Here is a 21,958-nt window from a genome sequence, read left to right on the forward strand (position 1 = left end):
TTGATGTCGGCGGGAGCAGTGTATCAGGCGGTTTGCCGGTCCTGTAGACGACAGCCGGCCAATAGCGCCAGCACGCCTTCGATCACCCTGGGATCGGCCAGCACTTTCTGGTGCCCGCCTTGTTCCAGGCGCAGCAGGCGGCTGTCGAACCAGGCTTCGTGGATGGCTTGAGACGCTTTGACCGGAACAAACGTATCGTCTTCGGCGTGCACGATCAGGCCGGGGATATTCATCTGGTAGTGCGCCACATCCAGATGCTTGAGCGGCATGCCGAACGTCAACTCCACCTCCTGGATAAAGGCCGAGCGTGCCCGCGCCGGTAAACCGACCATATGGGTAAAGCCGCGCAGCACATCCAGGAAGCGTGACGGTGCGGCGATGCTCACCAACGCCTCGGTACGCAGCCCCAACTGCACTGCCAGCATCGCACTGGCGCCGCCCATGGAATGGCCGATCACGGCGTGCAGCGGCGGCAGTTCGGCAGCCGCCTCCAGCATGGCTCGGGCGAACAGCAGCACGTGAGCTTCCCGTCCCGGTGAACGACCATGGGCCGGACCGTCCAGGGCGATCACGGAGTAACCGTTGTCTATCAACGCGGTGATCAAGCTGGCGAATTGGGTTGGACGGCCTTCCCAGCCGTGCATCAACAACACCGCAGGGCCTTGGCCCCAGCGCAGGGCCGACAAGCCGAAACGCAAGGTGATGCGCTCCGATTGCGCCAGCAGCGGCAGCTCCCAGTCACGTGGCGGCAGGTCGCGCGGCGTCATGAAGGCACGCCGCATCTTGTTGGCCACCGTTTGCGGCGCCAGGTGCCCCAGCGTGCCGTTGAAGCGACGAATCCAGGTTAACGCGCCCATCCTTGCACCCTCTTCTAGCGCACAGCCGACTTGGCCGCGCGTAACACTCGGTCCGACAACTCGCCCGGCCCAAGGGCGCGCGCCAAGGCCAGCCCGCCGATCATCAACGCCATATCAGCCAAGGCTTTGTCAGTGTCTTCGGGACTCGCGGCAAGCTGCGCCGCCATCAGTTCCACATGCTCGCTCAGCGCCTCGCGGAAGGCGTCCGGCAGCCGCGCCATCTCGCCCACGGTGGCCGGGATCGGGCATGCCTGGACTGTTGAATCGCGATGCTTGCGTGACAGATAAAACGCCGCCACCAGGCCCCTGCGCTCCTCTCCCGTCAGCTGTGCGTCCATATCGTCGATAGATGCACGCCGCCGCGCCAACAACTGGGTGAACGCCTCCAGCATCAAGGCGTCCTTGCTTTCAAAGTGCGCGTAGAAACCACCGACGGTCAGCCCCGCCGCGCCCATGACTTCGCCCACGCTAGGCTCGGCCGGACCACGCTGGATCAATGCGGCGCTGGCGGCTTGCAGAATACGTTCGCGGGTTTGCGCTTTTTTATCGCTCATCATTGCCTCCAACTTTCATGGGTTGAATATTATTACCATAATAATATTTGGCAAGCGACAAGCATGACCACTGGTCAGCAAAGCAAAGGGAATGGGGGAGAGAATTGGCCAAACGCCAGACAAACAAAAGGGCCATTCAATAATTGAATGACCCTTAAAAATCCCGCAGAGCGGGTAATCGTGGCGTCCCCTAGGGGACTCGAACCCCTGTTACCGCCGTGAAAGGGCGGTGTCCTAGGCCACTAGACGAAGGGGACACAAACCTTCTATACACCTGATCAGCGCTGATAACTGATCTATTCAAGGACGGTGTGGCCAGACCTTGAACCTGTAAATTGGTGGAGCTAAACGGGATCGAACCGTTGACCTCTTGCATGCCATGCAAGCGCTCTCCCAGCTGAGCTATAGCCCCGGATTTTTCGCCTCGCGGCGCAGCAGACCTTTCGAACTGCTTGTTGAAACTGGCGTCCCCTAGGGGACTCGAACCCCTGTTACCGCCGTGAAAGGGCGGTGTCCTAGGCCACTAGACGAAGGGGACAAAACCTTCTGTACAGCTGACCAGCGCTGAGAGCTGATCGATTCAAGGACGGTGTGGCCAGACCTTGAACCTGTAAATTGGTGGAGCTAAACGGGATCGAACCGTTGACCTCTTGCATGCCATGCAAGCGCTCTCCCAGCTGAGCTATAGCCCCTCATCGGTGAGGACGGGGCGAATCTTAATGGCGGTTTGGAAAGGTGTCAAATTTATTTTCAACATTTTCCAAAGTTTTTTGCCGGGATAACAATCACTTACCGACGAAACCCCGGAAAACCTGGGTTTCGTCGCTGCAACGGACTGCTTAAGCGATAGCGCCCAACAGTTTTTCCCACTCTTTGTTTTCTTTCTTCGATACACCACCAAGCAAATCAAGGGCTTGGCGCAGGCGGAAACGGGTCAGGTCCGGGCCGAGAATTTCCATCGCATCCAGCACCGACACCGAACTGGCCTGCCCGGTGATCGCGGCAAACATCAGCGGCATGGCATCGCGCAATTTCAACTCCAGGGATTCCACCACCGCCTGGATCGTCGCAGTGATCGCGTCCTTCTCCCACTGGCGCAGGCTTTCCAGCTTCCACAGGATCAGTTGCATCAACTGGCGAACCTGGTCACCAGAGAGTTTCTTCGATTCGAACAACTTGGCATCCGGGTTAACGCCACCGGCAAAGAAGAAACTGGCCAACGGTGCGACCTGGCTGAACGTCTCCACCCTGCCCTGCACCAGCGGCGCGATCTTCATCATGTATTCAGGGTTCAGGGCCCATTGCTGCACGCGGCTGGCGAACTCTTCCACCGGCAGATCACGCAACCACTGGCCATTGAGCCACGAGAGTTTCTCGATATCGAAGATCGGCCCGCCCAGGGACACGCGGGACAGGTCGAAGTTATCGACCATTTCCTGCAGGGAGAACTTCTCGCGCTCGTCCGGCATCGACCAGCCCATGCGCCCCAGGTAGTTGAGCATCGCCTCGGGCATGAAGCCCATGCGCTCGTAGAACGTCACCGAGGTCGGGTTCTTGCGCTTGGACAGCTTGCTCTTGTCCGGGTTACGCAGCAGCGGCATGTAGCACAACTGCGGCTGTTCCCAACCGAAGTACTCGTAAAGCAGGATCAGCTTCGGCGCCGACGGCAGCCATTCTTCACCGCGCAATACGTGGGTGATGCCCATCAGGTGGTCATCGACCACGTTGGCCAGGAAGTACGTCGGCAGGCCGTCGGTTTTCATCAGCACCTGCATGTCCATGCGGTCCCACGGGATCTCGACGTCACCGCGCAGCATGTCCGGCACCACGCACACGCCTTCGCTCGGCACCTTCATGCGGATAACGTGAGGTTCACCGGCGGCCAGGCGGGCAGCCACTTCCTCTTTCGACAGCAGCAATGCGCGGCCATCGTAGCGCGGGGTTTCGCCACGGGCCTGTTGCTCGGCGCGCATCTGGTCCAGCTCTTCAGCGGTACAGAAGCATGGGAACGCATGGCCCATGTCGACCAGCTGCTGGGTGTACTGCTTGTAGATGTCGCTGCGCTCGCTCTGGCGATACGGACCGTGCGGGCCGCCGACGTCCGGGCCTTCTGCCCAGGTGATACCCAACCAGCGCAGGGCATCGAAAATCTGCTGTTCCGACTCGCGGGTGGAGCGCAGTTGGTCGGTGTCTTCGATCCGCAGGATGAATTCACCGCCGTGCTGCTTGGCAAAGCAGTAGTTGAACAAGGCGATGTAGGCAGTGCCGACGTGGGGATCCCCAGTAGGCGATGGCGCGATGCGCGTGCGGACGGTGGTCATGGCAGGTCTCGAATGGGCGATATAACTGAAATTGAAACAAGGGGCGAATGGTAACAGCCTGGGTGATTTCTGGAAAACCGAGGCGCAGCCATCGGGGGCAAGTCGAATCGTCGCACCGCCCCTCCCCCATTTGACGGTGTTCACAAGTCAAAGTGTGGGAGGGGGCTTGCCCCCGATGAGGCCAGTCCAGCCACCGCAGATCAGACAGCCAGCAACCGCTCGCGCAACTTGCCAATCTCATCGCGCGTCTGCGCCGCGGCCTCGAACTCCAGGTCCCGCGCCAACTGGTACATTTTCTCTTCCAACTGACGAATCCGCTTGGTGATCTCACTCGGCGAGCGCAGTTCGTTTTCGTACTTGGCGCTTTCCTCGGCGGCCTTGGCCATGCCCTTGCGCTTCTTGCTGCGAGAGCCCGGCACGGTGGCGCCTTCCATGATGTCGGCAACGTCCTTGAACACGCCCTTGGGCGTAATGCCGTTTTCCAGGTTGAAGGCAATCTGCTTGTCGCGACGGCGTTGGGTCTCGCCAATCGCCCGCTCCATGGAACCGGTGATGCGGTCCGCGTAGAGAATCGCCCGGCCATTGAGGTTACGCGCCGCACGACCGATGGTCTGGATCAGCGAGCGCTCGGAACGCAGGAAGCCCTCCTTGTCCGCATCGAGGATTGCCACCAGCGACACTTCCGGCATGTCCAGGCCTTCGCGCAGCAGGTTGATGCCCACCAGCACGTCAAAGGTGCCCAGGCGCAGGTCGCGGATGATTTCCACGCGCTCCACGGTGTCGATGTCCGAGTGCAGGTAACGCACGCGCACGCCGTGGTCGGCGAGGTAGTCGGTCAAGTCTTCGGACATGCGCTTGGTCAGCGTGGTGACCAGCACCCGTTCCTCCAGCGCCACGCGCTTGGTGATTTCCGAGAGCAAGTCGTCGACCTGGGTCAGCGCCGGGCGGATTTCGATTTCCGGGTCGACCAGGCCGGTGGGACGCACCAGTTGCTCGATCACACGGCCAGCATGCTCGGCCTCGTAGTTGCCCGGCGTAGCGGAGACAAAGATGGTCTGCGGGCTGATGGCTTCCCACTCGTCGAAGCGCATCGGCCGGTTATCCAGTGCCGACGGCAGGCGGAAGCCGTACTCCACCAGGGTTTCCTTGCGCGAGCGGTCGCCCTTATACATGGCGCCCACCTGCGGCACGCTGACGTGGGACTCGTCGATCACCAGCAGCGCGTCGTCGGGCAGGTAATCGTAGAGGGTCGGCGGCGGCGCGCCGGACTCACGGCCCGAGAGGTAGCGCGAGTAGTTTTCGATGCCGTTGCAGTAACCCAGCTCGAGGATCATCTCCAGGTCAAAGCGCGTGCGTTGCTCCAAACGCTGGGCTTCCACCAGCTTGTTGTTGGCGCGCAGGTACTCCAGGCGCTCGGCCAGCTCGACCTTGATGCCCTCGATGGCGCCCATCAGGGTTTCGCGCGGGGTCACGTAGTGGCTTTTCGGATAGAAGGTGAAACGCGGCAACTTGCGGATCACCTCGCCGGTCAACGGGTCGAAGGCCGACAGGCTCTCGACTTCATCGTCAAACAGCTCGATGCGGATCGCCTCCAGGTCGGATTCGGCCGGGTAGATGTCGATCACATCGCCACGCACGCGGAAAGTGGCGCGGGCAAAATCCATGTCGTTGCGGGTGTACTGCAGGCTGGTCAGGCGGCGCAGCAGCTCGCGCTGGTCGAGCTTGTCGCCGCGGTCGACGTGCAACACCATCTTCAAATAGGTTTCCGGGCTGCCCAGGCCATAGATGCACGACACCGTGGTGACGATGATCGCGTCCTTGCGCTCCAGCAACGCCTTGGTCGCCGACAGCCGCATCTGCTCGATATGGTCGTTGATCGACGCATCCTTCTCGATAAAGGTATCGGAGGACGGCACATACGCTTCGGGCTGGTAGTAGTCGTAGTAGGAAACGAAGTATTCCACCGCGTTGTTCGGGAAGAACGCCTTGAACTCGCCGTACAACTGCGCGGCCAGGGTCTTGTTCGGGGCCAGCACCAGCGTGGGGCGGTTGATCTGCGCAATCACGTTGGCGATGCTGAAGGTCTTGCCCGAACCGGTCACCCCGAGCAGCGTCTGGTGCGCCAGGCCGGCCTCGATGCCTTCGACCATCTGGCGAATGGCCTCGGGCTGGTCGCCGGCAGGTTCAAAGCGGGTGACTAGTTGGAAATCCGACATAACGTACCTCTTGAAGTCACCCCAGACTGTAAACCCGTCGGGGACGAAAAAGACCACAACCCGCGAAGTTTCAGAGCGGGTCGTAGGAAAAAACCATGATAGCTGTAGAAGTGGTGGCGAATGTGACGGGTTTCAAGGCAATCGTCCCGCCTGCCGTCATTGATCCATGTTGCAATAAGACTAACGGTCGGCAAATAAACCGAAAAACTTGGCCGAAAAGCCGTTTCGGTTGTCGCCCTCAGCGGTGATGGCCTCTATACTAGCTCCCCGTTTGTGCACCGCTCTAGTGCATTCGGCTGGAGCGCGACACGTCCCTCCCTTCCCCCATAGAGCTGCCGCAAAAATGAGCCTGTTCTCCGCTGTCGAAATGGCACCACGCGATCCAATCCTGGGCCTCAACGAAGCATTCAACGCCGATACACGAACCACCAAGGTCAACCTTGGCGTGGGCGTTTACTGCAACGAGGAGGGGAAGATTCCACTCTTGCGTGCCGTTGCCGAAGCGGAAGCCATTCGCGTGGCGCAACACGCCGCCCGTGGCTACTTGCCGATCGACGGCATCGCGGCCTACGACAAGGCCGTGCAAACCCTGCTGTTCGGCGCTGAATCGCCACTGCTGAACGCTGGCCGCGTCACCACCGTACAAGCGGTAGGCGGCACCGGCGCCCTGAAGCTGGGTGCAGACTTCCTCAAGCAATTGCTGCCAGGCGCCGTTGTTGCCATCAGCGACCCGAGCTGGGAAAACCACCGCGCCCTGTTCGAAACCGCCGGCTTCCCGGTGCAGAACTACCGCTACTACGACGCCGCCACCCACGACGTGAACCGTGCCGGCCTGCTCGAAGACCTCAACGCCCTGCCGCCCCAGTCCATCGTGGTGCTGCACGCCTGCTGCCATAACCCGACCGGCGTCGACCTGAGCCCGGCCGACTGGCAGAACGTGCTGGACGTGGTCAAGGCCAGGAACCTGGTGCCGTTCCTCGACATGGCCTACCAGGGCTTTGGCGACGGTATCCACGAAGACGCCGCCGCCGTGCGCCTGTTTGCCGAATCGGGCCTGACCTTCTTTGTCTCCAGCTCGTTCTCCAAGTCGTTCTCCCTGTACGGCGAGCGTGTGGGCGCGCTGTCCATCGTCGGCGACTCCAAGGAAGAAAGCGCGCGCATCCTGTCCCAGGTCAAGCGCGTGATCCGCACCAACTACTCCAACCCGCCAACCCACGGCGCAGCGATTGTTGCCGCGGTGCTCAACAACCCTGAACTGCGCGCCCAGTGGGAAGCCGAGCTGGCCGAGATGCGCCTGCGCATCCGTGGCATGCGTGAGCAGATGGTTGCCGAGCTGGCCAAGGCTGCTCCGGGCCACGACTTCAGCTTCGTCGGTCGCCAGCGCGGGATGTTCTCCTACTCCGGCCTGACCGTTGAGCAAGTCACCCGCCTGCGCAGCGAGTTTGGTATCTACGCGCTGGATACCGGGCGTATCTGCGTGGCGGCGTTGAACCAGTCGAACATTGCTGCGGTAACAAAGGCGATTGTTCAGGTTCTATAAGCCTGACGGCGTCATACGAAGGGGGAAGCCGATGGCTTCCCCCTTTTTATTGGCGAACCCACTAGACTGAACCCTGATCGCCCCTTTGCTGTGAGAGCCCTATGAGAAACGACGACCTGGACCTGCGCGCCGACCGCGACGAACTGCACGACTACACCCCGCGCGCGCCCCAAGCCAAGCGCCAGAAAAGCCTGGTGTTGCAGGTGGCGCTCGGGGTGTTCCTGGGTGGATTAGCCTTGTGGCTGGTGCAGTTGGGCGCGACGGCAATCATGGCCAAGCTGGCCATGGGCACCTTCCAGTTCGGCGGCTAGGCTGACGCCACAGCTTGCTCCTCCAGCAACTTCACAAAACTGTTCAAACTCTGCGACACCGTACCCCGGCGCCAGATCAGCCAGGTATGCAGTGTGCGAAAACCGTCCGTCAGCGGCCACACGCTCACCGTGGTAAACCCCGGCATGCTTTCCAGCATGCTGCGGGGCATCAGCGCCAGGCCGGCCCCGGCGCTGACACAGGCGAGCATGCCGTGGTAGGACTCCATCTCGAAGATCCTCCCCGGCACCGCGCCGTCCTGTGCGAACCAGCGCTCGAAATGGTGCCGGTAGGAACAGTTGGAGCGAAAGGTGTAGATGCTCTCCCCGTTCACATCCTGCCCACGGCTGATAGGCGCGTGGTGCAGCGGCGCAATCACCACCATCTCCTCCTCGAACACCGCCACGCCTTCCAGGGTGGCATGCAATACCGGCCCATCGACGAACGCCGCCGCCAGCCGCCCCGACAATACGCCCTCGATCATCGTGCCTGAAGGCCCGGTGCTCAGGTCCAGCTCGACCTTGGTGTGCTTCTGGTTGTAGGCCGCGAGCAGCGCCGGGATGCGCACCGCCGCCGTGCTTTCCAGGGAGCCGAGAGCAAACGCGCCCTGGGGCTCCTCCCCCGCCACCGTCGCGCGGGCTTCCTGCACCAGGTCGAGAATACGCCGCGCATAACCGAGGAAATTCCACCCGGCGGGCGACAGGCGCAGGCGACTCTTCTCGCGGATAAACAATTCCACGCCCAGATCCTGCTCCAGTTGCTTGATGCGCGTGGTCAGGTTCGACGGCACCCGATGAATCAACTGCGCGGCGGCGCTGATGCTGCCTTGCTCGGCAACGGCCTTGAAGATTTCCAGCTGCACCAGGTCCAAGTCATTCTCCAATCGTGAATGTATTGCTTAATATTATTCAGTTTCCAGAAAACATGCATCCCCGTAGGCTGACCCCATTCCACTCATTCAGCCGGACGGTGCCATGAACGCTATTTCCCACCAGACCCACGCCCTGTCGATCAACCCCGCCACCGGCGAAACAGTCGGCAGCTACGCCTACGAAAACGCCGCGCAACTGGACGCCGCCCTCGACCGTGCCACCGCAGCCTTTCGCACCTGGCGCCGCGAGCCGGTCAGCCAGCGCGCCGAATTGCTGCTGGCCCTGGCCGGCGCCCTGCGCGATCAAGCCGAAGAAATGGCGCAGATGATCACCCTGGAAATGGGCAAGCCCATCACCCAGGCCCGCGCCGAAATCGAAAAATGCGCCCAGCTCAGCGAGTGGTATGCCGCCCACGGCCCGGCCATGCTGGCCCCAGAACCCACCCTGGTGGACAACGGCAGCGCCCGGATCGAATACCGCCCCCTGGGCCCGATCCTCGCCGTGATGCCGTGGAACTTCCCGGTATGGCAAGTGCTGCGCGGCGCCGTGCCGACCCTGCTCGCCGGCAATACCTACGTGCTCAAACACGCGCCGAACGTGATGGGCAGCGCCTACCTGATGAAAGCGGCGTTGCAGAAAGCCGGTTTCGCTGAAGGCCTGTTCGAAGTGATCAACGTGACCCAGGACGGCGTATCCACTGCCATCGCCGACCCGCGCATCGCCGCCGTCACCCTCACCGGCAGCGTACGCGCCGGCATGGCCATCGGCTCCCAGGCCGGTGCCGCGCTGAAGAAATGCGTACTGGAACTGGGCGGCTCCGACCCGTTCATCGTACTCAACGACGCCGACCTCGACGCCGCCGTGCAGGCCGCCGTGATCGGTCGTTTCCAGAACAGCGGCCAGGTCTGCGCCGCCGCCAAGCGCCTGATCATCGAGGCCGGTGTGGTGGACGCCTTCACCGCCAAGTTCGTCGAAGCCAGCCGCGCGCTGGTGATGGGCGACCCGACCTCGGCCAGCACCTACGTCGGCCCGATGGCGCGCTTCGACCTGCGCGACGAGCTGCACGGCCAGGTCCAGGCCACCCTGGAAGAAGGCGCCACCCTGCTGCTGGGCGGCCACAAAGTCGCCGGTGCCGCCAACTACTATGAGCCGACCGTACTGGCCGACGTCACCGACCAGATGACTTCGTTCAAACAGGAACTGTTTGGCCCCGTGGCTTCGATCATCACCGCCCGCGACGTCGACCACGCCGTGGCCCTGGCCAATGACAGCGAGTTCGGCCTCACCGCCAGCCTCTTCACCACCGACCCGGTCAAGGCCCGCGACATCGCCAACCAGCTGGACACCGGCGGGATCTTCATCAATGCGTTCAGCGTGTCCGACCCTCGGGTGGCGTTTGGCGGCGTGAAGAAGAGCGGGTTCGGGCGCGAGTTGTCGCATTTTGGCCTGCGCGAATTCTGCAATGCGCAGACCGTATGGCTGGATCGCAAGTAGCAGCAGTGAACAAATGGCGTTAGCATTCTGTCCACTCGGCTTAACAGCATGTTTTTAGGGTCAGGATCGCACTGTGGAAAAGCTAAATCGCCTTCAAAGCGGAATCGAAGGGCTGGACGCTCTGCTCAAGGGAGGGCTGGTGTCTGGGGCGTCCTACATCATTCAGGGCCGCCCCGGCTCAGGTAAAACCATCCTTGCCAACCAGCTGGGGTTTCATCACGCGCGTAATGGCGGCCGAGTCCTGGTTGCCACGCTGTTGGCGGAATCCCACGACCGCCTTTTCCAGTTCCTCTCTACCCTGAGCTTTTTTGACGCCTCCCGTGTCGGCGCCGAAATCCAGTTCGTCAGCGCCTTCGACACCCTGGAAAACGAAGGCCTCGACGAAGTGGTCAAGCTGCTCAGGCGTGAAATCAGCAGGCAGAGGGCCACCGTCATGGTGGTGGACGGCTTGTTGAACGCGCGCTCAAAGGCTGACTCGCCGATCGACACGAAAAAATTCATTTCCGAACTGCAAGGGCATGCCGCCTTCGCCGGTTGCACGGTGTTGTTCCTCACCAGCTCACGCCTGGATGACGGCAGCCCCGAGCACACTATGGTCGATGGCGTGATCGAAATGGGCGAGGAACTGTTCGGCACCCGTTCCGTGCGCCGTATCCAGTTGCGCAAGACCCGCGGCAGCGGCGCGCTCACCGGCCTGCACGAGTGTGAAATCAACGACGACGGCCTGGTGGTGTACCCGCGCCTGGAAAGCCTCTATGGCCGGCCGTCCGCGCCCGACAGCGCCGACCTGACGCGCATCGCCAGCGGTATCGGCTCGTTGGACGGCATCCTCGGCGGCGGGCTGCACAGTTCCAGCGTGACTTTGGTCATGGGGCCGTCGGGCATTGGCAAGACCACCCTGGGCCTCAAGTTCCTCTCGGAATCGACGGTAGACGCCCCCGGCCTGCACTTCGGCTTTTACGAAAGCCCTCAGCGCCTGCGGCTCAAAGGCCAATCCCTGGGCATCGATATCCAGGAGATGGAAGACAGTGGCGCACTGACCATCGCCTGGCAGCCCACCACCGAAGGCCTGCTGGACGGGCTGGGTGCGCGATTGCTGCGCCTGGTCGAGGAAAAGGGCATCAAGCGCCTGTTCATCGACAGCTTGAGCGGCATGACCCGCGTCTCCAACAACCCGGCACGGATCACCGACTTCTACAGCGCACTGATGAACGAACTGCGCGCCAGGGGCGTCACGGTGTTTGCCACGTGGGAGATGCATGATCTGTTCGGCTCGGAGGTCACTTCCCCCGCGTCTGAACTGTCGAGCATTGCCGACAACCTCATGCTTATGCGTTTCTTCGAGATTCAGTCTGAACTTAGAAGGACGCTTTCCATTCTTAAGGTCAGAGACAGCTTTTATGACCCCTCATTATTGGAGGTGGTGATCCGTGACCAAGCCGTTGACTTAAGAAAGGTCTCAAGAAATGCCCCCTCAGTTGCATCCAATTCAGCGCTGCCTGGTTCAGCTTTTTAAGTCTTTGGGTAGGTTGAATTGACATGGCCACTATCCTGGTCGTCGATGACGAGTACTTGATCGCCGATATCCTTGCCTACGCACTGGAAGATGAGGGGTTCATGGTCGTCACAGCTGGCAATGGGAAAAAGGCGCTGGAGGTGCTGGAGCGAGAACGGCCGTCGCTGATCATCACCGATTTCATGATGCCGGTGATGGACGGTGAGGAGTTCGCCGAAGCGGTGCGCGCGCTGCCGGCCGTCAAGCATCTGCCGATTATCCTGATCAGCGGCGCGCAGGCCCATATCGGCATGCAGCGCTCAGACCTGTTCGATGCGGTGCTGGACAAGCCGTTCGACATCAACAAGCTCATTACCAAGGTGAAGGAACTGCTGGGGTGACCTCAACTGCGGATATGCCGGCGCACACACTGCACCAGCCCATCCAGCGCCTGCGACTTCACCGGCGCGAGCACGCACACCGTATGTTCCTGCTGGCCTTCCTTCACGGTCAGGGTGTAGTGCACCTGACCCGGATTTCCGGGCTCTGGGGCTGTGCTCTGCGGCAACTGAAAGAAGTTTGAAGCCTCGATCAGTTGCCGCAACTCTTGCTGATCCGGCTCGGGCAACGTGTTCAACTCCACCGTACGAGGCTTGGTCAAACCCGGAAAAAACGCCGGCCCGCCGTTTTCCTTGATCGAAATTTGCATGGCTGTTCCTCACGTCAGACGTTAATGCCAACCGCTTTCCAGCCCTCCTTGACCGCCTTGTGCTCATCCTGATTCGCGCCGTAGAGACGACCGGCTATATCGTAGGTTATACGCGCGAAACGCAAAAACCCCGAGTTCGGCCGCAACCGTGCATCGCGCAGCGCGTCATACCAGATACGCCCTGCTCGCTCCCAGGCGAACCCGCCCAACCTGGTCGCCACTTGATAGAACGCATGGTTGGGAATCCCGGAATTGATATGCACCCCGCCATTGTCCTCGTAGGTCTGGACAAAATCATCCATATGCCCTGGTTGGGGGTCCTTGCCCAGCAGCTTGTCATCGAACGCGGTGCCGGGGGCCTTCATCGAACGCAGGGCGACGCCTTTGATCTTCTTGGTGAACAACCCTTTGCCGATCAGCCAATCGGCGTCTTCGGCGGTTTGCTTCAACGCATACTGCTTGATCAGTGAGCCGAACACGTCCGAGAGTGACTCGTTCAGCGCGCCGGACTGATTGAAATACATCAGCTTGGCCTCGTCCTCGGTGACGCCGTGGGCCAATTCATGGCCAATCACATCGAGGGCCACCGTGAAGCGGTTGAACAACTGCCCATCGCCGTCGCCAAACACCATCTGGGTCGAGTTCCAGAACGCATTGTTATAGTTCTGGCCAAAGTGCACGGTGGCATCCAGCGCCATGCCGGCGTCGTCGATGGAGTTGCGGTCGAACACCTCTTCGAAAAAATCGAACGTGGCACCCAAGCCGTCATAGGCTTCGTCCACGGCGGCGTCGCCACTGGCGGGCTGGCCTTCACCGCGGACCAGCTTGCCCGGCAGGCTGTCGGTGCCTTCGGCGCTGTAGATCGAGCGCCGTTTGCCGGCACCCATGACCAGGGCCATGTGGGCCGGCCCCTTGGCGGGCACTGCGACCATGCGCAGCGAACGGAACGTGCTGTCCTTGGCGCGGGTGCGCAGCGCGATGTCGCGCTGGGCCTTATCACCGTGACGCGCGATCTGGTCGAGCATGTACGGTGGGATCAGGCAGAAAATCGGGTTGCGGTAGTGGCGATCACACATTAGCTGGCTCCCTGTTGGCATATGGTGTAGCTCCGGTAACCGTTTGAGGATAGCCCCCCAGGGTTAACCCGTGTCATCAATTGTCATCAATCTATGTTGCAGTCGTGTTTATCCAAGGAGGACTTACCCATGCCAGCCCGCAAAGCCAAAATCGATCTTGCGCACCGCCCACGACTCGCCGATCTGCGCCCGTTGATCGCGACCAATCCCACCCTGATGGAAGCCCGGGCGGCGACGCCCCGTGTCACTCCGGCCAAGGATCTACAGGACCGACGCGGCTACGCCGAGGACTTTCTCAGCAGCTTCACAGTGCCCTGGCCCACCGCCGCTGAGGCATTGACGGATGACGTCCAACCCCTGCGCTTGGACTACACGCATTTCTCGGTGACGATGTCCCGTTCCCGACGACTGGCGCTCTACGTGGGCGTCAATATCGATGGCGGGCAGCATGTGGAGATAGTCCGCAGCAACGACACCTGGGCCTACGATGGGCGCCTGCCGATCAGCGCCCAGGTGGGCGAAGAGCTCTATGCCAGCAATGGCCTGGACCGCGGCCACCTGGTACGGCGCCAGGATCCCAACTGGGGCGATGCGGCAAACACCGCCAACCTCGACACCTTCCACTTCACCAACTGCTCGCCGCAGATGAGCGGGTTCAACCAGAAGACCTGGCTTGAACTAGAGGACTACATCCTCAATAACACGCAACGTTGGAAAGCCCGGGCAACGGTGTTCAGCGGCCCGGTGTTCGCCGACGACGACCGCCTTTACCGTGGTATCAGGATCCCCAAGGCGTTCTGGAAAGTGGTGGCCTACCTCAGCGATGACGGCAAGCCCTCCGCCAGCGCCTATATGATCGACCAAAGCCGCGAGCTGGGTCAGCTCGACCTGATGTTCGGCCAGGTCAGGACCTACCAGCGCAGCGTGATCCAGATCGAACAATTGACCGGTATCCGCTTCGCCAACCTGGCGGACTACGACGGTTTCAGCAACGAAGAGCGCGCCACGGGCACGCGAATTGAAGCGCTGATCCGCGGCCCCGAGGATATTCGTCTCTGACCGGGCGCCCTTCGGGCTGTATCGCCTCGCCCTAATCAACTACCATACCGCGCCGGTTCCCGAACGGGACTAATAGGGAATCCGAAGCGCGGTACACCGCGTCAATCGGAACTGCCCCCGCAACTGTAGGTGCCGAGCCTGCTCCCCACTGCCACTGGACCGCGTCCGGGAAGGCCGGAGCGTGGCGACGACGCATCAGTCAGGAGACCTGCCGGCCCAGTAATCACTAACCGGCGGGGTGTCCGGGAAGGACCTCCTTGCCTGCCCGTTCGGCAGCGTTCGAGGGCGTATTTCCGAACCGTACCTCCCCTGTTTCCACGTACGGTTCACACGGAGATCGCCTCATGCTGCCACGCGTTACCGCCCTGATCAGCGGCCTGGGTTTCTGCGCCCTGGCCCACGCCGCCCCCACGCATTACCCGCTGACCCTGGAAAACTGCGGCAGCACCCTCACCTTCCCGCAGGCGCCCGCGCGCAGCGTGACCATCGGCCAGGCCGCCACCGAAATGCTCTATGCCCTCGGCGTGGCTGACCGCGTGGTGGGCACCTCGCTGTGGTTCAACAGCGTGTTGCCGCAGTTCAAGGCGCAGAACGACCGCATCGAGCGCCTGGCTAACAACGAGCCCAGCTTTGAAGCGGTAATCGCCAAGCGCCCGCAACTGGTGGCCGCCGAGCTGGAATGGGTGGTGGGCCCGCAGGGCGTGGTCGGCACCCGCGAGCAGTTTCACGACCTGAAGATTCCCACCTACCTGCTGCCCTCCGACTGCGAAGGCAAGGACAACCTGGTGGGCGCCGACGGCACGCGGCTGGAGCCGTTCCGTATCGAGACGATCTACAAGAGCATCCGCCAGCTGGCGCAGATTTTCGATGTACAGGATCGCGGCCAACAGTTGAACGATGAGCTCCAGGCGCGCCTGGCCCAATCCGTGGCCACCGTGCAGAGCAAAGGCCTCAAGCAGGCCAGCGCGCTGGTGTGGTTCTCCAGCGCCGAGCTGGCCAGCGACCCCTACGTGGCCGGCCACAAGGGCATTCCGGAGTTCATGCTCGAAACCCTCGGATTGCACAACGTGGTGCAATCCGATGAAGAATGGCCCGCCGTCGGCTGGGAAACCCTCGCCAAGGCCAACCCGACCTTCCTGGTGATCGCCCGCATGGACCGCCGCCGCTACCCCGCCGACGACCATGAAAAGAAACTCGCCTTCCTGCGCAGCGACCCGGTCACGCGCAACATGGACGCGGTGAAAAACAACCGCATCATCATCCTCGACGCCCTGGCGCTGCAGGCCAGCATCCGCATGTTCGACGGCCTTGAACACCTGGCCACGGCCATCGACGGCTACGACCTGCCGCAATGATCCGGACCTTACTCGCCCTGGCGCTATTGCTGATCGCCGTGCTCGCCGGCGTGGCCATCGGCGAAACCGCCATCTCGCCCCAGGTGGTGCTACAGGTGCTCGCCAACAAACTGTGGGCGGCCGGTTACGTGCTGGACCCGATCGATGAAGGCGTGGTGTGGAACTACCGCCTCACCCGTGCCCTGGTGGCCGCCGCCTGCGGTGCGGGGCTGGCCACCTGCGGGGTGATTTTGCAGTCGTTGCTGCGCAACCCGTTGGCCGATCCGTACCTGCTGGGCATCAGCGCCGGGGCTTCGACCGGCGCGGTGCTGGTGGCGTTGATGGGCGTGGGCGGCGGGCTGATTTCATTGTCGGCCGGCGCCTTTGTCGGCGCGATGGCGGCGTTTGCCCTGGTGATCCTGCTGGCGCGGGCCAGCGGTTCGTCCAGCGGCACCGGGCAGATCATCCTCGCGGGCATCGCCGGGTCGCAGCTGTTCAATGCACTTACCGCGTTCCTGATCACCAAGTCCGCCAGCTCCGAACAGGCGCGCGGCATCATGTTCTGGCTGCTGGGCAACCTCAGCGGCGTGCGCTGGCCATCGGTGTGGCTGGCGGTGCCGGTGGCGGTCACCGGCCTGGCGGTGTGCCTGTGGCATCGTCGCGCGTTGGATGCGTTCACCTTCGGCACGGATTCGGCCGCGTCCCTGGGCATCCCGGTACGCCGCGTGCAGGTTGTGCTGGTGGGGTGCGCGGCGCTGGTGACGGCGGTGATGGTGTCGATTGTCGGCTCCATCGGCTTTGTCGGCCTGGTGATCCCCCACGCGGTGCGCCTGCTGCTCGGCACCGGGCATTCACGCCTGCTGCCCGCCAGTGCGCTGGGCGGCGCGTTATTTTTGATTGCGGCCGATGTGTTGTCGCGCACCTTGATCAAGGGCCAGGTGATTCCGGTCGGCGTGGTGACGGCGCTGGTGGGCGCGCCGGTGTTTGCGCTGATCCTGATTGGCCGGAGGAATGCGCGATGAGCGTACTGAGTTGCACCGGCCTGGGCTTCAAGGTGCGTGAGGCGGAGTTGCTGCAGGATATTCACCTGGAGGTTCAGCGGGGGGAAACCCTGGGGATTGTCGGGCCCAACGGCTCCGGCAAATCCACCCTGCTCAAACTGCTCGCCGGCCTGCGCGCACCGGCCAGCGGCGACGTGCACCTGGGCGGCCAGCGCCTGGGCGACCTGTCCCGCCGCGCCATCGCCCAACATCTGGCGGTGGTGGAGCAACAGGCCGACACCGACGACGCCATCCGCGTATTCGACGCCGTAGCGTTGGGCCGTACACCGTGGCTGTCGGCGCTGAGCCCATGGTCCGGCGACGACGACGCCATCGTGCGCCAGGCCCTGCATGATGTGGACGCCACCCACCTGAGCCACCGCGCCTGGCGCAGCCTCTCCGGCGGCGAACGCCAGCGCGTGCACATCGCCCGCGCCCTGGCGCAACGGCCGCAGATCCTGTTGCTGGATGAGCCGACCAACCACCTGGATATCCAGCATCAACTGGCGATTTTGAAAGGCGTGCAAGGTTTGCCGGTGACCACCCTCATCGCCCTGCATGACCTGAACCAGGCGCTGACCTGCGATCGCCTGGCCGTGCTGGACCGTGGGCGCCTGGTCGCGCTGGGCAAGCCGCTGGAGGTGCTGACGCCACAGCGACTACAGGAGACATTCGGGGTGCAGGCGCATTACCTGACGGACCCGTTTGATGGGGCGCAGATACTGCGGTTGCGGTCTAACTGAACAGCACATGTCCACTTCACCCGAGACTCTATTGTGGGAGGGGCGGTGGTAGATAGGCTGTTGTGGCGAGCGGGCTTGCCCGCGTTGGGCTGCGTAGCAGCCCCAGTCAAGAAGAATGCGCTGTATCAGACACTCTGTAGAGACTGGTTTCGGGGCTGCTTCGCAGCCCAACGCGGGACAAGCCCGCTCACCACAGGGAGAACGGCAGATCAGTCACCGTCGCCGGTCTCAGCGTCAGCGCGTTCACTCACGCAACTCACACACAGCGCTGCCCTTCATACCGGAGGCATGTACGCTCACGTGGCGCACGGAAAAACCGGGCTTGTCGACGAGTTTCCTCTCTTCCCAGGCCCCACCGCTGGCGACCTGATAACCAATGGCGCCGTCCGCTTGCCAGGTCAGGCGCAACGTATACACACCGCGTTGGTCGGGGGCCCGATGGAAGAAGGTATCGATGACTGGCTTGGCTTTGTTGAAGGTGCGCAGTTGGAACAAACGCTGGTCGCTGTCGGCGGGCGTGTAGCTGGAAAGAAACAGGGTGTCGTCCTCGGCAGCGTCCTCGGCCGCCGCGAGAATCACCGACGGCACCCACTTTTCGCCGCGGTCCTGGTTGTCGGTGGTGACCTTGCAGGTCAACTGGCCTGTTCCGGTGACGTTCTGGCGCAGAACGGTTTCATACATCCCATAGGGCACATCGAACGTCAGTGTTTTTTCGGTGACCTGGCCACAGCCTGCCAGCAGATACAGCGCCGATAGACCGATGGCTCCTTGGAGAATCTTCACGTGCTTTCCTTGGCTTGGGGGGGAATGTTTGAAGAAAAGAGGGTACCCGGCCTGCTGATAAAAGATAAGGCGGTAGTGGTGAATCGGTGCTTTCTGTGGGACGCGGGCTTACTCTGCACTGGCTGGTTTTGGGGCTGCTTCGTAGCCCAACGCGAGCAAGCTCGCTCACCACAGAGGAATGGGTGAGCCTTAGAGAGGCGCCTATACAGTTATGCCTGTTCGCCATCAATGCACTGAGTGATCCACTGTCGGCTATAGGCCAACACCCCATCCGCCATCGCCACCGGAAAATGAATAAATCCATGGGCCGACTCCGGCAACAGGTGTGCTTCAGCGTTGGGCCACCGCTCGGCAATCAGCAGCGTGTCATCCTTGAGCGGGTCCAACTCCCCGACAAACATCAACGCCCGGGGCAGCCCTTCAAAGTCGCCATACAACGGCGACAACGGCGGCTGTCGGCGCTCATCATCACTCAGCTCCGGCGTGAGCATGCGCAACGCTTCCACCATCCCCGGCCCGTCCAGCAGCAACGTTTCAGGCCCGGCCGCGCGTACGCTCGGTGTACCGGTCAGGTCATAAACGCCGTAATACAGCACCGCGCCGCTTATGCGCTTGAGCAGTTCCGGCCATTGCTTGAGGGCCAGCAACGTCGCCGCCGCCAGATGCCCACCGGCCGATTCACCGACGACGATCACCGGCAGCCCGGCAAATTCATCATCCGTGAGCAGCCAACGTGCGGCGTTCAGGCAGTCTTCCATCAAGCCTTCGACCGGCGTATCCACCGCCAACCGATAATCCACCGACACCACCGCCACGTCGCACGCCTGCAGCATGCCCAGGTTGAGGTCGTCATCCATCTGCGCATTGCCGATCACCCAGCCGCCGCCGTGGATATCCAGCACCACGCCCTTGGGCTTGCCGTTTGGCCGCAGGATGCGCACCGGGACGTTGTCGACAATCCGGCTTTCAGCCGGTATGGCACGCTTGAGCGTTTGACTGACGCGCAACAGCGCCTGGATCAAACGCGGCGTAACGCGATTGCGGATCTTGAAGCGCGGCAGCCAGGCGAGCTTCTGATTGAAGCGGCGCATCTGCGCCAGTTCCGCCTCGCTGGCGGGCCACGGTTGGTGAGCCATCAGCGGTTATTACGCAGGATCGAGAAATTCAGCGCCGCCGCCACGCACAGCCACGCCAGGTACGGGAACAGGATCAACCCGGTGATCAGGTCCAGGCGCACGGCCAGTACCACCATCGCCGCCACGGTGATCCACAGCAACACGATGATCACCATCCCGGCCAGCAGGCGATGCGCGCCGAAAAATACCGGCGTCCACAGGGTATTCAGGGCAATTTGCGCGGCCCACAGCGCCAGCACCATTTGACTGCCGGGGATCAGGCTCAAGCGATAGCCGGCCCAGGCCAGCAGCAGGTAGATGATCGTCCAGGCCACCGGGAACAGCCAATTGGGTGGAGTGAAGCTGGGTTTGACGAGGGATTCATACCAGGCGCCGGGTTTGAAAATGACGCCGGTACTGGCGGCGGCGACGCAGGCAAGCAGGAAGATAAAGAAGGTCATCGTCTGTCCTTGGCGGGAGTGATTTGAAGCTTGGACGTGCGACACCTACCTAAAAGTTCAGCGCCAATTCATTCCGGTATCTCCAACCCCACAATCCTCAGCCAAGGCCACCGCGCCTGATAACTGCGCGCCTTCTGCTCAAACAGTGCCGGTTCCGGATGCAGTGGATTAATCCGCAAAATCCCCAGTTCCACGTCCTCCAACCCATACGGCGCATACACGTCGCCCGTGGCAATCTCCAAGCCGATGCACGTACCGGCCACCAGATAACGGTCGACCCCGTCGCGCGCCGACTGCAACTGCGGGTAAGGCCGACCAAAGCGCTGAGCGTACCAAAGGTGCACTCGCGCCTGATTCTTGACCTCGACATTCACGCCCAGGTCTTTGAACAGTTCATCCGCCGCACGAATTACCGCATCCTCCGCCTCGTAGGACAGGTCGGTGTCGAAGTAAAAAACGTCGTAATCCTTCACGCCCTGGTCAGCCGGCAGATTCGCCTGATGATTCCACACCGCCTGGAACAGGCAGCCCGCGGTGAGCATGCACTGGTCCACACCAAGGTCAGGCAGGCGCGCAGTGATTTCGGCGTTGATGGGGTTGGCCATGGCCAGTTCGAGCAGGGTGTCGACGGTCAATGTCATGGGGGCTCCTTCATCATCGGTACGGTCCTGGGGAGCAACGGTACAACATTGAGCGCTGGCGCCGCTTCTTCACGTCATCAAAATTCGCTAAGGTGCCGCGATGCCCTGCCCTCACCGAGATCGCCCGCCTTGGCCCACTCCCCCGCAGATCACCGCGAAAGCCCCTGGTCGGTGTTCCTGATTTTCCTGCGCCTGGGCCTTACCTCCTTTGGCGGCCCGATTGCGCACCTGGGTTATTTCCGGGACGCGTTCGTGACCCGGCGGCGCTGGCTGAGCGAGCGCAGTTACGCGGATTTGGTCGCGCTCTGCCAATTCCTGCCCGGCCCCGCCAGCAGCCAGGTCGGCATCGCCCTAGGCCTGTCGCGCGCGGGGTACGGCGGCGCATTGGCGGCGTGGCTCGGGTTTACCCTGCCGTCCGCCGTGGTGTTGATCCTGTTGGCCTTGGGCATCACCCGGCACAGCACCGCCATCCCGCCCGGCGCGTTGCATGGCCTTAAAGTGGTGGCCGTCGCCGTGGTCGCCCAGGCCGTGTGGGGCATGGCGCGCAACCTGTGCACCGACGCCCCGCGCGTGGCCGTGATGCTGCTCGCCGCCTGCGTGGCCCTGCTGCAAACATCGGCGTGGGGTCAGGTCGGCGTGATCCTCATCGCGGGCATGGCCGGCCTGCTGCTGTTCAAGCCCACACCGCCCACCGCGCACGACGCCCTGCCCGTGACCATCAGCCGTGGCGCCGGGGCGCTATGGCTGTCGTTGTTTGTGCTGTTGCTGGCCAGTCTGCCGATTCTCGCCCAGTGGCTGCCCAACCCAACCCTGGCCGTGACCGACGCCTTCTACCGCACCGGCGCGCTGGTATTCGGCGGCGGCCACGTGGTGCTGCCCTTGCTGCAGGCCGAAGTCGTGCCCCGCCACTGGGTGAGCAACGATGTATTCCTCGCCGGCTACGGCGCTGCCCAAGCCATGCCCGGCCCGTTGTTCACCTTCGCCGCCTTCCTCGGCGCCTCGATGACCCAAGCGCCGAACGGCTGGCTCGGTGGCCTGCTCTGCCTGCTGGCGATCTTCACACCGTCGTTTTTACTGGTGCTGGGCGCACTGCCCTTCTGGGAAAGCCTGCGCCGCAGCCCGCGCACCCAAGCCGCGCTGGCGGGTGTGAACGCGGCGGTGGTCGGCCTGTTGCTGGCGGCGCTGTACCAACCGGTGTGGACCAGCGCCATCTTCACCGCCCAGGACGTCGCCCTGGCGCTGATTGGCCTGGTGGCGCTGATGGTGTGGAAACTGCCACCGTGGCTGGTGGTTGTAGGAAGCGGCGCGGCGGGATGGTTATTAAGTCTTACGGTGTGAG

Annotated in this window: 21 protein-coding genes, 4 tRNA genes and 1 riboswitch; of the genes, 10 read left to right on the forward strand and 15 right to left on the reverse strand. The window is 62.4% G+C overall.

Annotation, left to right across the window (positions count from 1 at the left end; genetic code table 11):
- Positions 1–23: 23 nt before the first annotated feature.
- The 8 genes from BB029_RS19215 to uvrB all read right to left on the reverse strand — a co-directional run bounded on the left by BB029_RS19215 (position 24) and on the right by uvrB (position 5,948).
- On the reverse strand, positions 24–857 hold the full coding sequence (locus BB029_RS19215; protein ID WP_065940382.1) for an alpha/beta hydrolase: 834 nt from the start codon (positions 855–857) through the stop codon (positions 24–26).
- Positions 858–871: 14 nt separating this feature from the next.
- The gene (locus tag BB029_RS19220; RefSeq protein ID WP_065940383.1) at positions 872–1,411 is read right to left on the reverse strand and encodes a TetR/AcrR family transcriptional regulator; all 540 of its coding nucleotides are present in this window, start codon (positions 1,409–1,411) and stop codon (positions 872–874) included.
- A 181-nt stretch (positions 1,412–1,592) separates the two neighbouring features.
- Positions 1,593–1,668, reverse strand: a tRNA-Glu gene (locus tag BB029_RS19225).
- A gap of 79 nt (positions 1,669–1,747) precedes the next feature.
- Positions 1,748–1,823: transfer RNA gene (locus BB029_RS19230), tRNA-Ala, on the reverse strand.
- A gap of 50 nt (positions 1,824–1,873) precedes the next feature.
- Positions 1,874–1,949 (reverse strand) — tRNA-Glu (locus BB029_RS19235).
- A gap of 78 nt (positions 1,950–2,027) precedes the next feature.
- Positions 2,028–2,103 (reverse strand) — tRNA-Ala (locus BB029_RS19240).
- Between the two features lie 147 nt (positions 2,104–2,250).
- The gene (gene gltX / locus BB029_RS19245) at positions 2,251–3,732 is read right to left on the reverse strand and encodes a glutamate--tRNA ligase (RefSeq protein ID WP_005789780.1); all 1,482 of its coding nucleotides are present in this window, start codon (positions 3,730–3,732) and stop codon (positions 2,251–2,253) included.
- Positions 3,733–3,932: 200 nt separating this feature from the next.
- Entirely contained in the window at positions 3,933–5,948 is a 2,016-nt protein-coding gene (gene uvrB, locus BB029_RS19250; protein ID WP_027604059.1) for an excinuclease ABC subunit UvrB, read from the reverse strand.
- 343 nt (positions 5,949–6,291) lie between these two features.
- On the opposite strand from uvrB, the gene BB029_RS19255 reads away from it, so the two are divergent.
- Positions 6,292–7,488: an amino acid aminotransferase gene (locus BB029_RS19255; protein WP_027604058.1), complete on the forward strand. Its 1,197-nt coding sequence runs from the start codon at positions 6,292–6,294 to the stop codon at positions 7,486–7,488.
- Positions 7,489–7,589: 101 nt separating this feature from the next.
- A complete protein-coding gene (locus tag BB029_RS19260; RefSeq protein ID WP_016970937.1) occupies positions 7,590–7,799 on the forward strand; it encodes a hypothetical protein in 210 nt (69 codons plus the stop codon).
- Here the strand turns inward: BB029_RS19260 and BB029_RS19265 are convergent.
- Positions 7,796–8,668 (reverse strand): LysR family transcriptional regulator, encoded by an 873-nt coding sequence (locus tag BB029_RS19265; protein WP_065940384.1) that lies wholly within the window; start codon positions 8,666–8,668, stop codon positions 7,796–7,798. The genes BB029_RS19260 and BB029_RS19265 overlap by 4 nt on opposite strands.
- Before the next feature lie 103 nt (positions 8,669–8,771).
- On the opposite strand from BB029_RS19265, the gene BB029_RS19270 reads away from it, so the two are divergent.
- The 3 genes from BB029_RS19270 to BB029_RS19280 all read left to right on the forward strand — a co-directional run bounded on the left by BB029_RS19270 (position 8,772) and on the right by BB029_RS19280 (position 12,059).
- A complete protein-coding gene (locus BB029_RS19270) occupies positions 8,772–10,163 on the forward strand; it encodes an aldehyde dehydrogenase family protein (RefSeq protein ID WP_065940385.1) in 1,392 nt (463 codons plus the stop codon).
- 73 nt (positions 10,164–10,236) lie between these two features.
- Positions 10,237–11,679, forward strand: coding sequence for an ATPase domain-containing protein (locus tag BB029_RS19275; protein WP_065940386.1), 1,443 nt, complete (start codon positions 10,237–10,239; stop codon positions 11,677–11,679).
- A 23-nt stretch (positions 11,680–11,702) separates the two neighbouring features.
- Complete coding sequence (locus BB029_RS19280) at positions 11,703–12,059, forward strand: response regulator (protein WP_027604054.1); 357 nt, start codon at positions 11,703–11,705, stop codon at positions 12,057–12,059.
- A gap of 2 nt (positions 12,060–12,061) precedes the next feature.
- Here BB029_RS19280 and BB029_RS19285 read toward each other — a convergent pair whose 3' ends face one another.
- Both BB029_RS19285 and BB029_RS19290 read right to left on the reverse strand, forming a co-directional pair.
- The gene (locus BB029_RS19285) at positions 12,062–12,367 is read right to left on the reverse strand and encodes a protealysin inhibitor emfourin (protein ID WP_065940387.1); all 306 of its coding nucleotides are present in this window, start codon (positions 12,365–12,367) and stop codon (positions 12,062–12,064) included.
- Between the two features lie 14 nt (positions 12,368–12,381).
- On the reverse strand, positions 12,382–13,443 hold the full coding sequence (locus BB029_RS19290; protein ID WP_065940388.1) for a M4 family metallopeptidase: 1,062 nt from the start codon (positions 13,441–13,443) through the stop codon (positions 12,382–12,384).
- A 129-nt stretch (positions 13,444–13,572) separates the two neighbouring features.
- Here BB029_RS19290 and BB029_RS19295 point away from each other — a divergent pair, with 129 nt between their 5' ends.
- From BB029_RS19295 to BB029_RS19310, 4 genes are all read left to right on the forward strand, one after another.
- The gene (locus tag BB029_RS19295) at positions 13,573–14,502 is read left to right on the forward strand and encodes a DNA/RNA non-specific endonuclease (protein WP_065940389.1); all 930 of its coding nucleotides are present in this window, start codon (positions 13,573–13,575) and stop codon (positions 14,500–14,502) included.
- A gap of 36 nt (positions 14,503–14,538) precedes the next feature.
- Positions 14,539–14,733: riboswitch (cobalamin riboswitch) on the forward strand.
- A 113-nt stretch (positions 14,734–14,846) separates the two neighbouring features.
- The gene (locus BB029_RS19300) at positions 14,847–15,857 is read left to right on the forward strand and encodes an ABC transporter substrate-binding protein (protein ID WP_065940390.1); all 1,011 of its coding nucleotides are present in this window, start codon (positions 14,847–14,849) and stop codon (positions 15,855–15,857) included.
- On the forward strand, positions 15,854–16,858 hold the full coding sequence (locus tag BB029_RS19305) for an iron ABC transporter permease (RefSeq protein WP_065940391.1): 1,005 nt from the start codon (positions 15,854–15,856) through the stop codon (positions 16,856–16,858). The genes BB029_RS19300 and BB029_RS19305 overlap by 4 nt, the downstream gene beginning before the upstream one ends.
- On the forward strand, positions 16,855–17,619 hold the full coding sequence (locus BB029_RS19310) for an ABC transporter ATP-binding protein (protein WP_065940392.1): 765 nt from the start codon (positions 16,855–16,857) through the stop codon (positions 17,617–17,619). The genes BB029_RS19305 and BB029_RS19310 overlap by 4 nt, the downstream gene beginning before the upstream one ends.
- Positions 17,620–17,862: 243 nt before the next feature.
- On the opposite strand, the gene BB029_RS19315 is transcribed toward BB029_RS19310, so the two are convergent.
- The 4 genes from BB029_RS19315 to BB029_RS19330 all read right to left on the reverse strand — a co-directional run bounded on the left by BB029_RS19315 (position 17,863) and on the right by BB029_RS19330 (position 20,619).
- A complete protein-coding gene (locus BB029_RS19315) occupies positions 17,863–18,402 on the reverse strand; it encodes a hypothetical protein (protein ID WP_074847333.1) in 540 nt (179 codons plus the stop codon).
- A gap of 209 nt (positions 18,403–18,611) precedes the next feature.
- Positions 18,612–19,538: an alpha/beta hydrolase fold domain-containing protein gene (locus BB029_RS19320; RefSeq protein ID WP_065940393.1), complete on the reverse strand. Its 927-nt coding sequence runs from the start codon at positions 19,536–19,538 to the stop codon at positions 18,612–18,614.
- The gene (locus BB029_RS19325; RefSeq protein WP_065940394.1) at positions 19,538–19,978 is read right to left on the reverse strand and encodes a TspO/MBR family protein; all 441 of its coding nucleotides are present in this window, start codon (positions 19,976–19,978) and stop codon (positions 19,538–19,540) included. Before BB029_RS19325 ends, BB029_RS19320 begins: the two co-directional genes overlap by 1 nt.
- 68 nt (positions 19,979–20,046) lie before the next feature.
- Positions 20,047–20,619 carry a nucleotidyltransferase family protein gene (locus BB029_RS19330; RefSeq protein ID WP_065940395.1) on the reverse strand — a complete coding sequence of 191 codons (573 nt, stop codon included), beginning with the start codon at positions 20,617–20,619 and terminating at the stop codon, positions 20,047–20,049.
- A 129-nt stretch (positions 20,620–20,748) separates the two neighbouring features.
- Between BB029_RS19330 and chrA the strand changes: the two genes are divergently transcribed.
- Positions 20,749–21,957, forward strand: a complete 1,209-nt coding sequence (gene chrA, locus BB029_RS19335) for a chromate efflux transporter (protein ID WP_065940396.1) — start codon at positions 20,749–20,751, stop codon at positions 21,955–21,957.
- Position 21,958 lies beyond the last annotated feature (1 nt).

Source organism: Pseudomonas sp. S3E12, assembly GCF_001702295.1.
GTDB classification, from domain to species: Bacteria; Pseudomonadota; Gammaproteobacteria; order Pseudomonadales; family Pseudomonadaceae; genus Aquipseudomonas; species Aquipseudomonas marginalis.

Bases quoted from the DNA above. Each gene is read 5' to 3' on its own strand.
- BB029_RS19300 (WP_065940390.1), top strand. From the start codon at position 14,847: ATGCTGCCACGCGTTACCGCCCTGATCAGCGGCCTGGGTTTCTGCGCC.
- BB029_RS19280 (WP_027604054.1), top strand. From the start codon at position 11,703: ATGGCCACTATCCTGGTCGTCGATGACGAGTACTTGATCGCCGATATC.
- BB029_RS19305 (WP_065940391.1), top strand. From the start codon at position 15,854: ATGATCCGGACCTTACTCGCCCTGGCGCTATTGCTGATCGCCGTGCTC.
- BB029_RS19290 (WP_065940388.1), bottom strand. From the start codon at position 13,443: ATGTGTGATCGCCACTACCGCAACCCGATTTTCTGCCTGATCCCACCG.
- gltX (WP_005789780.1), bottom strand. From the start codon at position 3,732: ATGACCACCGTCCGCACGCGCATCGCGCCATCGCCTACTGGGGATCCC.
- BB029_RS19220 (WP_065940383.1), bottom strand. From the start codon at position 1,411: ATGAGCGATAAAAAAGCGCAAACCCGCGAACGTATTCTGCAAGCCGCC.
- BB029_RS19320 (WP_065940393.1), bottom strand. From the start codon at position 19,538: ATGGCTCACCAACCGTGGCCCGCCAGCGAGGCGGAACTGGCGCAGATG.
- BB029_RS19270 (WP_065940385.1), top strand. From the start codon at position 8,772: ATGAACGCTATTTCCCACCAGACCCACGCCCTGTCGATCAACCCCGCC.
- BB029_RS19215 (WP_065940382.1), bottom strand. From the start codon at position 857: ATGGGCGCGTTAACCTGGATTCGTCGCTTCAACGGCACGCTGGGGCAC.
- BB029_RS19310 (WP_065940392.1), top strand. From the start codon at position 16,855: ATGAGCGTACTGAGTTGCACCGGCCTGGGCTTCAAGGTGCGTGAGGCG.
- uvrB (WP_027604059.1), bottom strand. From the start codon at position 5,948: ATGTCGGATTTCCAACTAGTCACCCGCTTTGAACCTGCCGGCGACCAG.
- BB029_RS19260 (WP_016970937.1), top strand. From the start codon at position 7,590: ATGAGAAACGACGACCTGGACCTGCGCGCCGACCGCGACGAACTGCAC.
- BB029_RS19295 (WP_065940389.1), top strand. From the start codon at position 13,573: ATGCCAGCCCGCAAAGCCAAAATCGATCTTGCGCACCGCCCACGACTC.
- BB029_RS19330 (WP_065940395.1), bottom strand. From the start codon at position 20,619: ATGACATTGACCGTCGACACCCTGCTCGAACTGGCCATGGCCAACCCC.
- BB029_RS19255 (WP_027604058.1), top strand. From the start codon at position 6,292: ATGAGCCTGTTCTCCGCTGTCGAAATGGCACCACGCGATCCAATCCTG.
- BB029_RS19285 (WP_065940387.1), bottom strand. From the start codon at position 12,367: ATGCAAATTTCGATCAAGGAAAACGGCGGGCCGGCGTTTTTTCCGGGT.
- BB029_RS19325 (WP_065940394.1), bottom strand. From the start codon at position 19,978: ATGACCTTCTTTATCTTCCTGCTTGCCTGCGTCGCCGCCGCCAGTACC.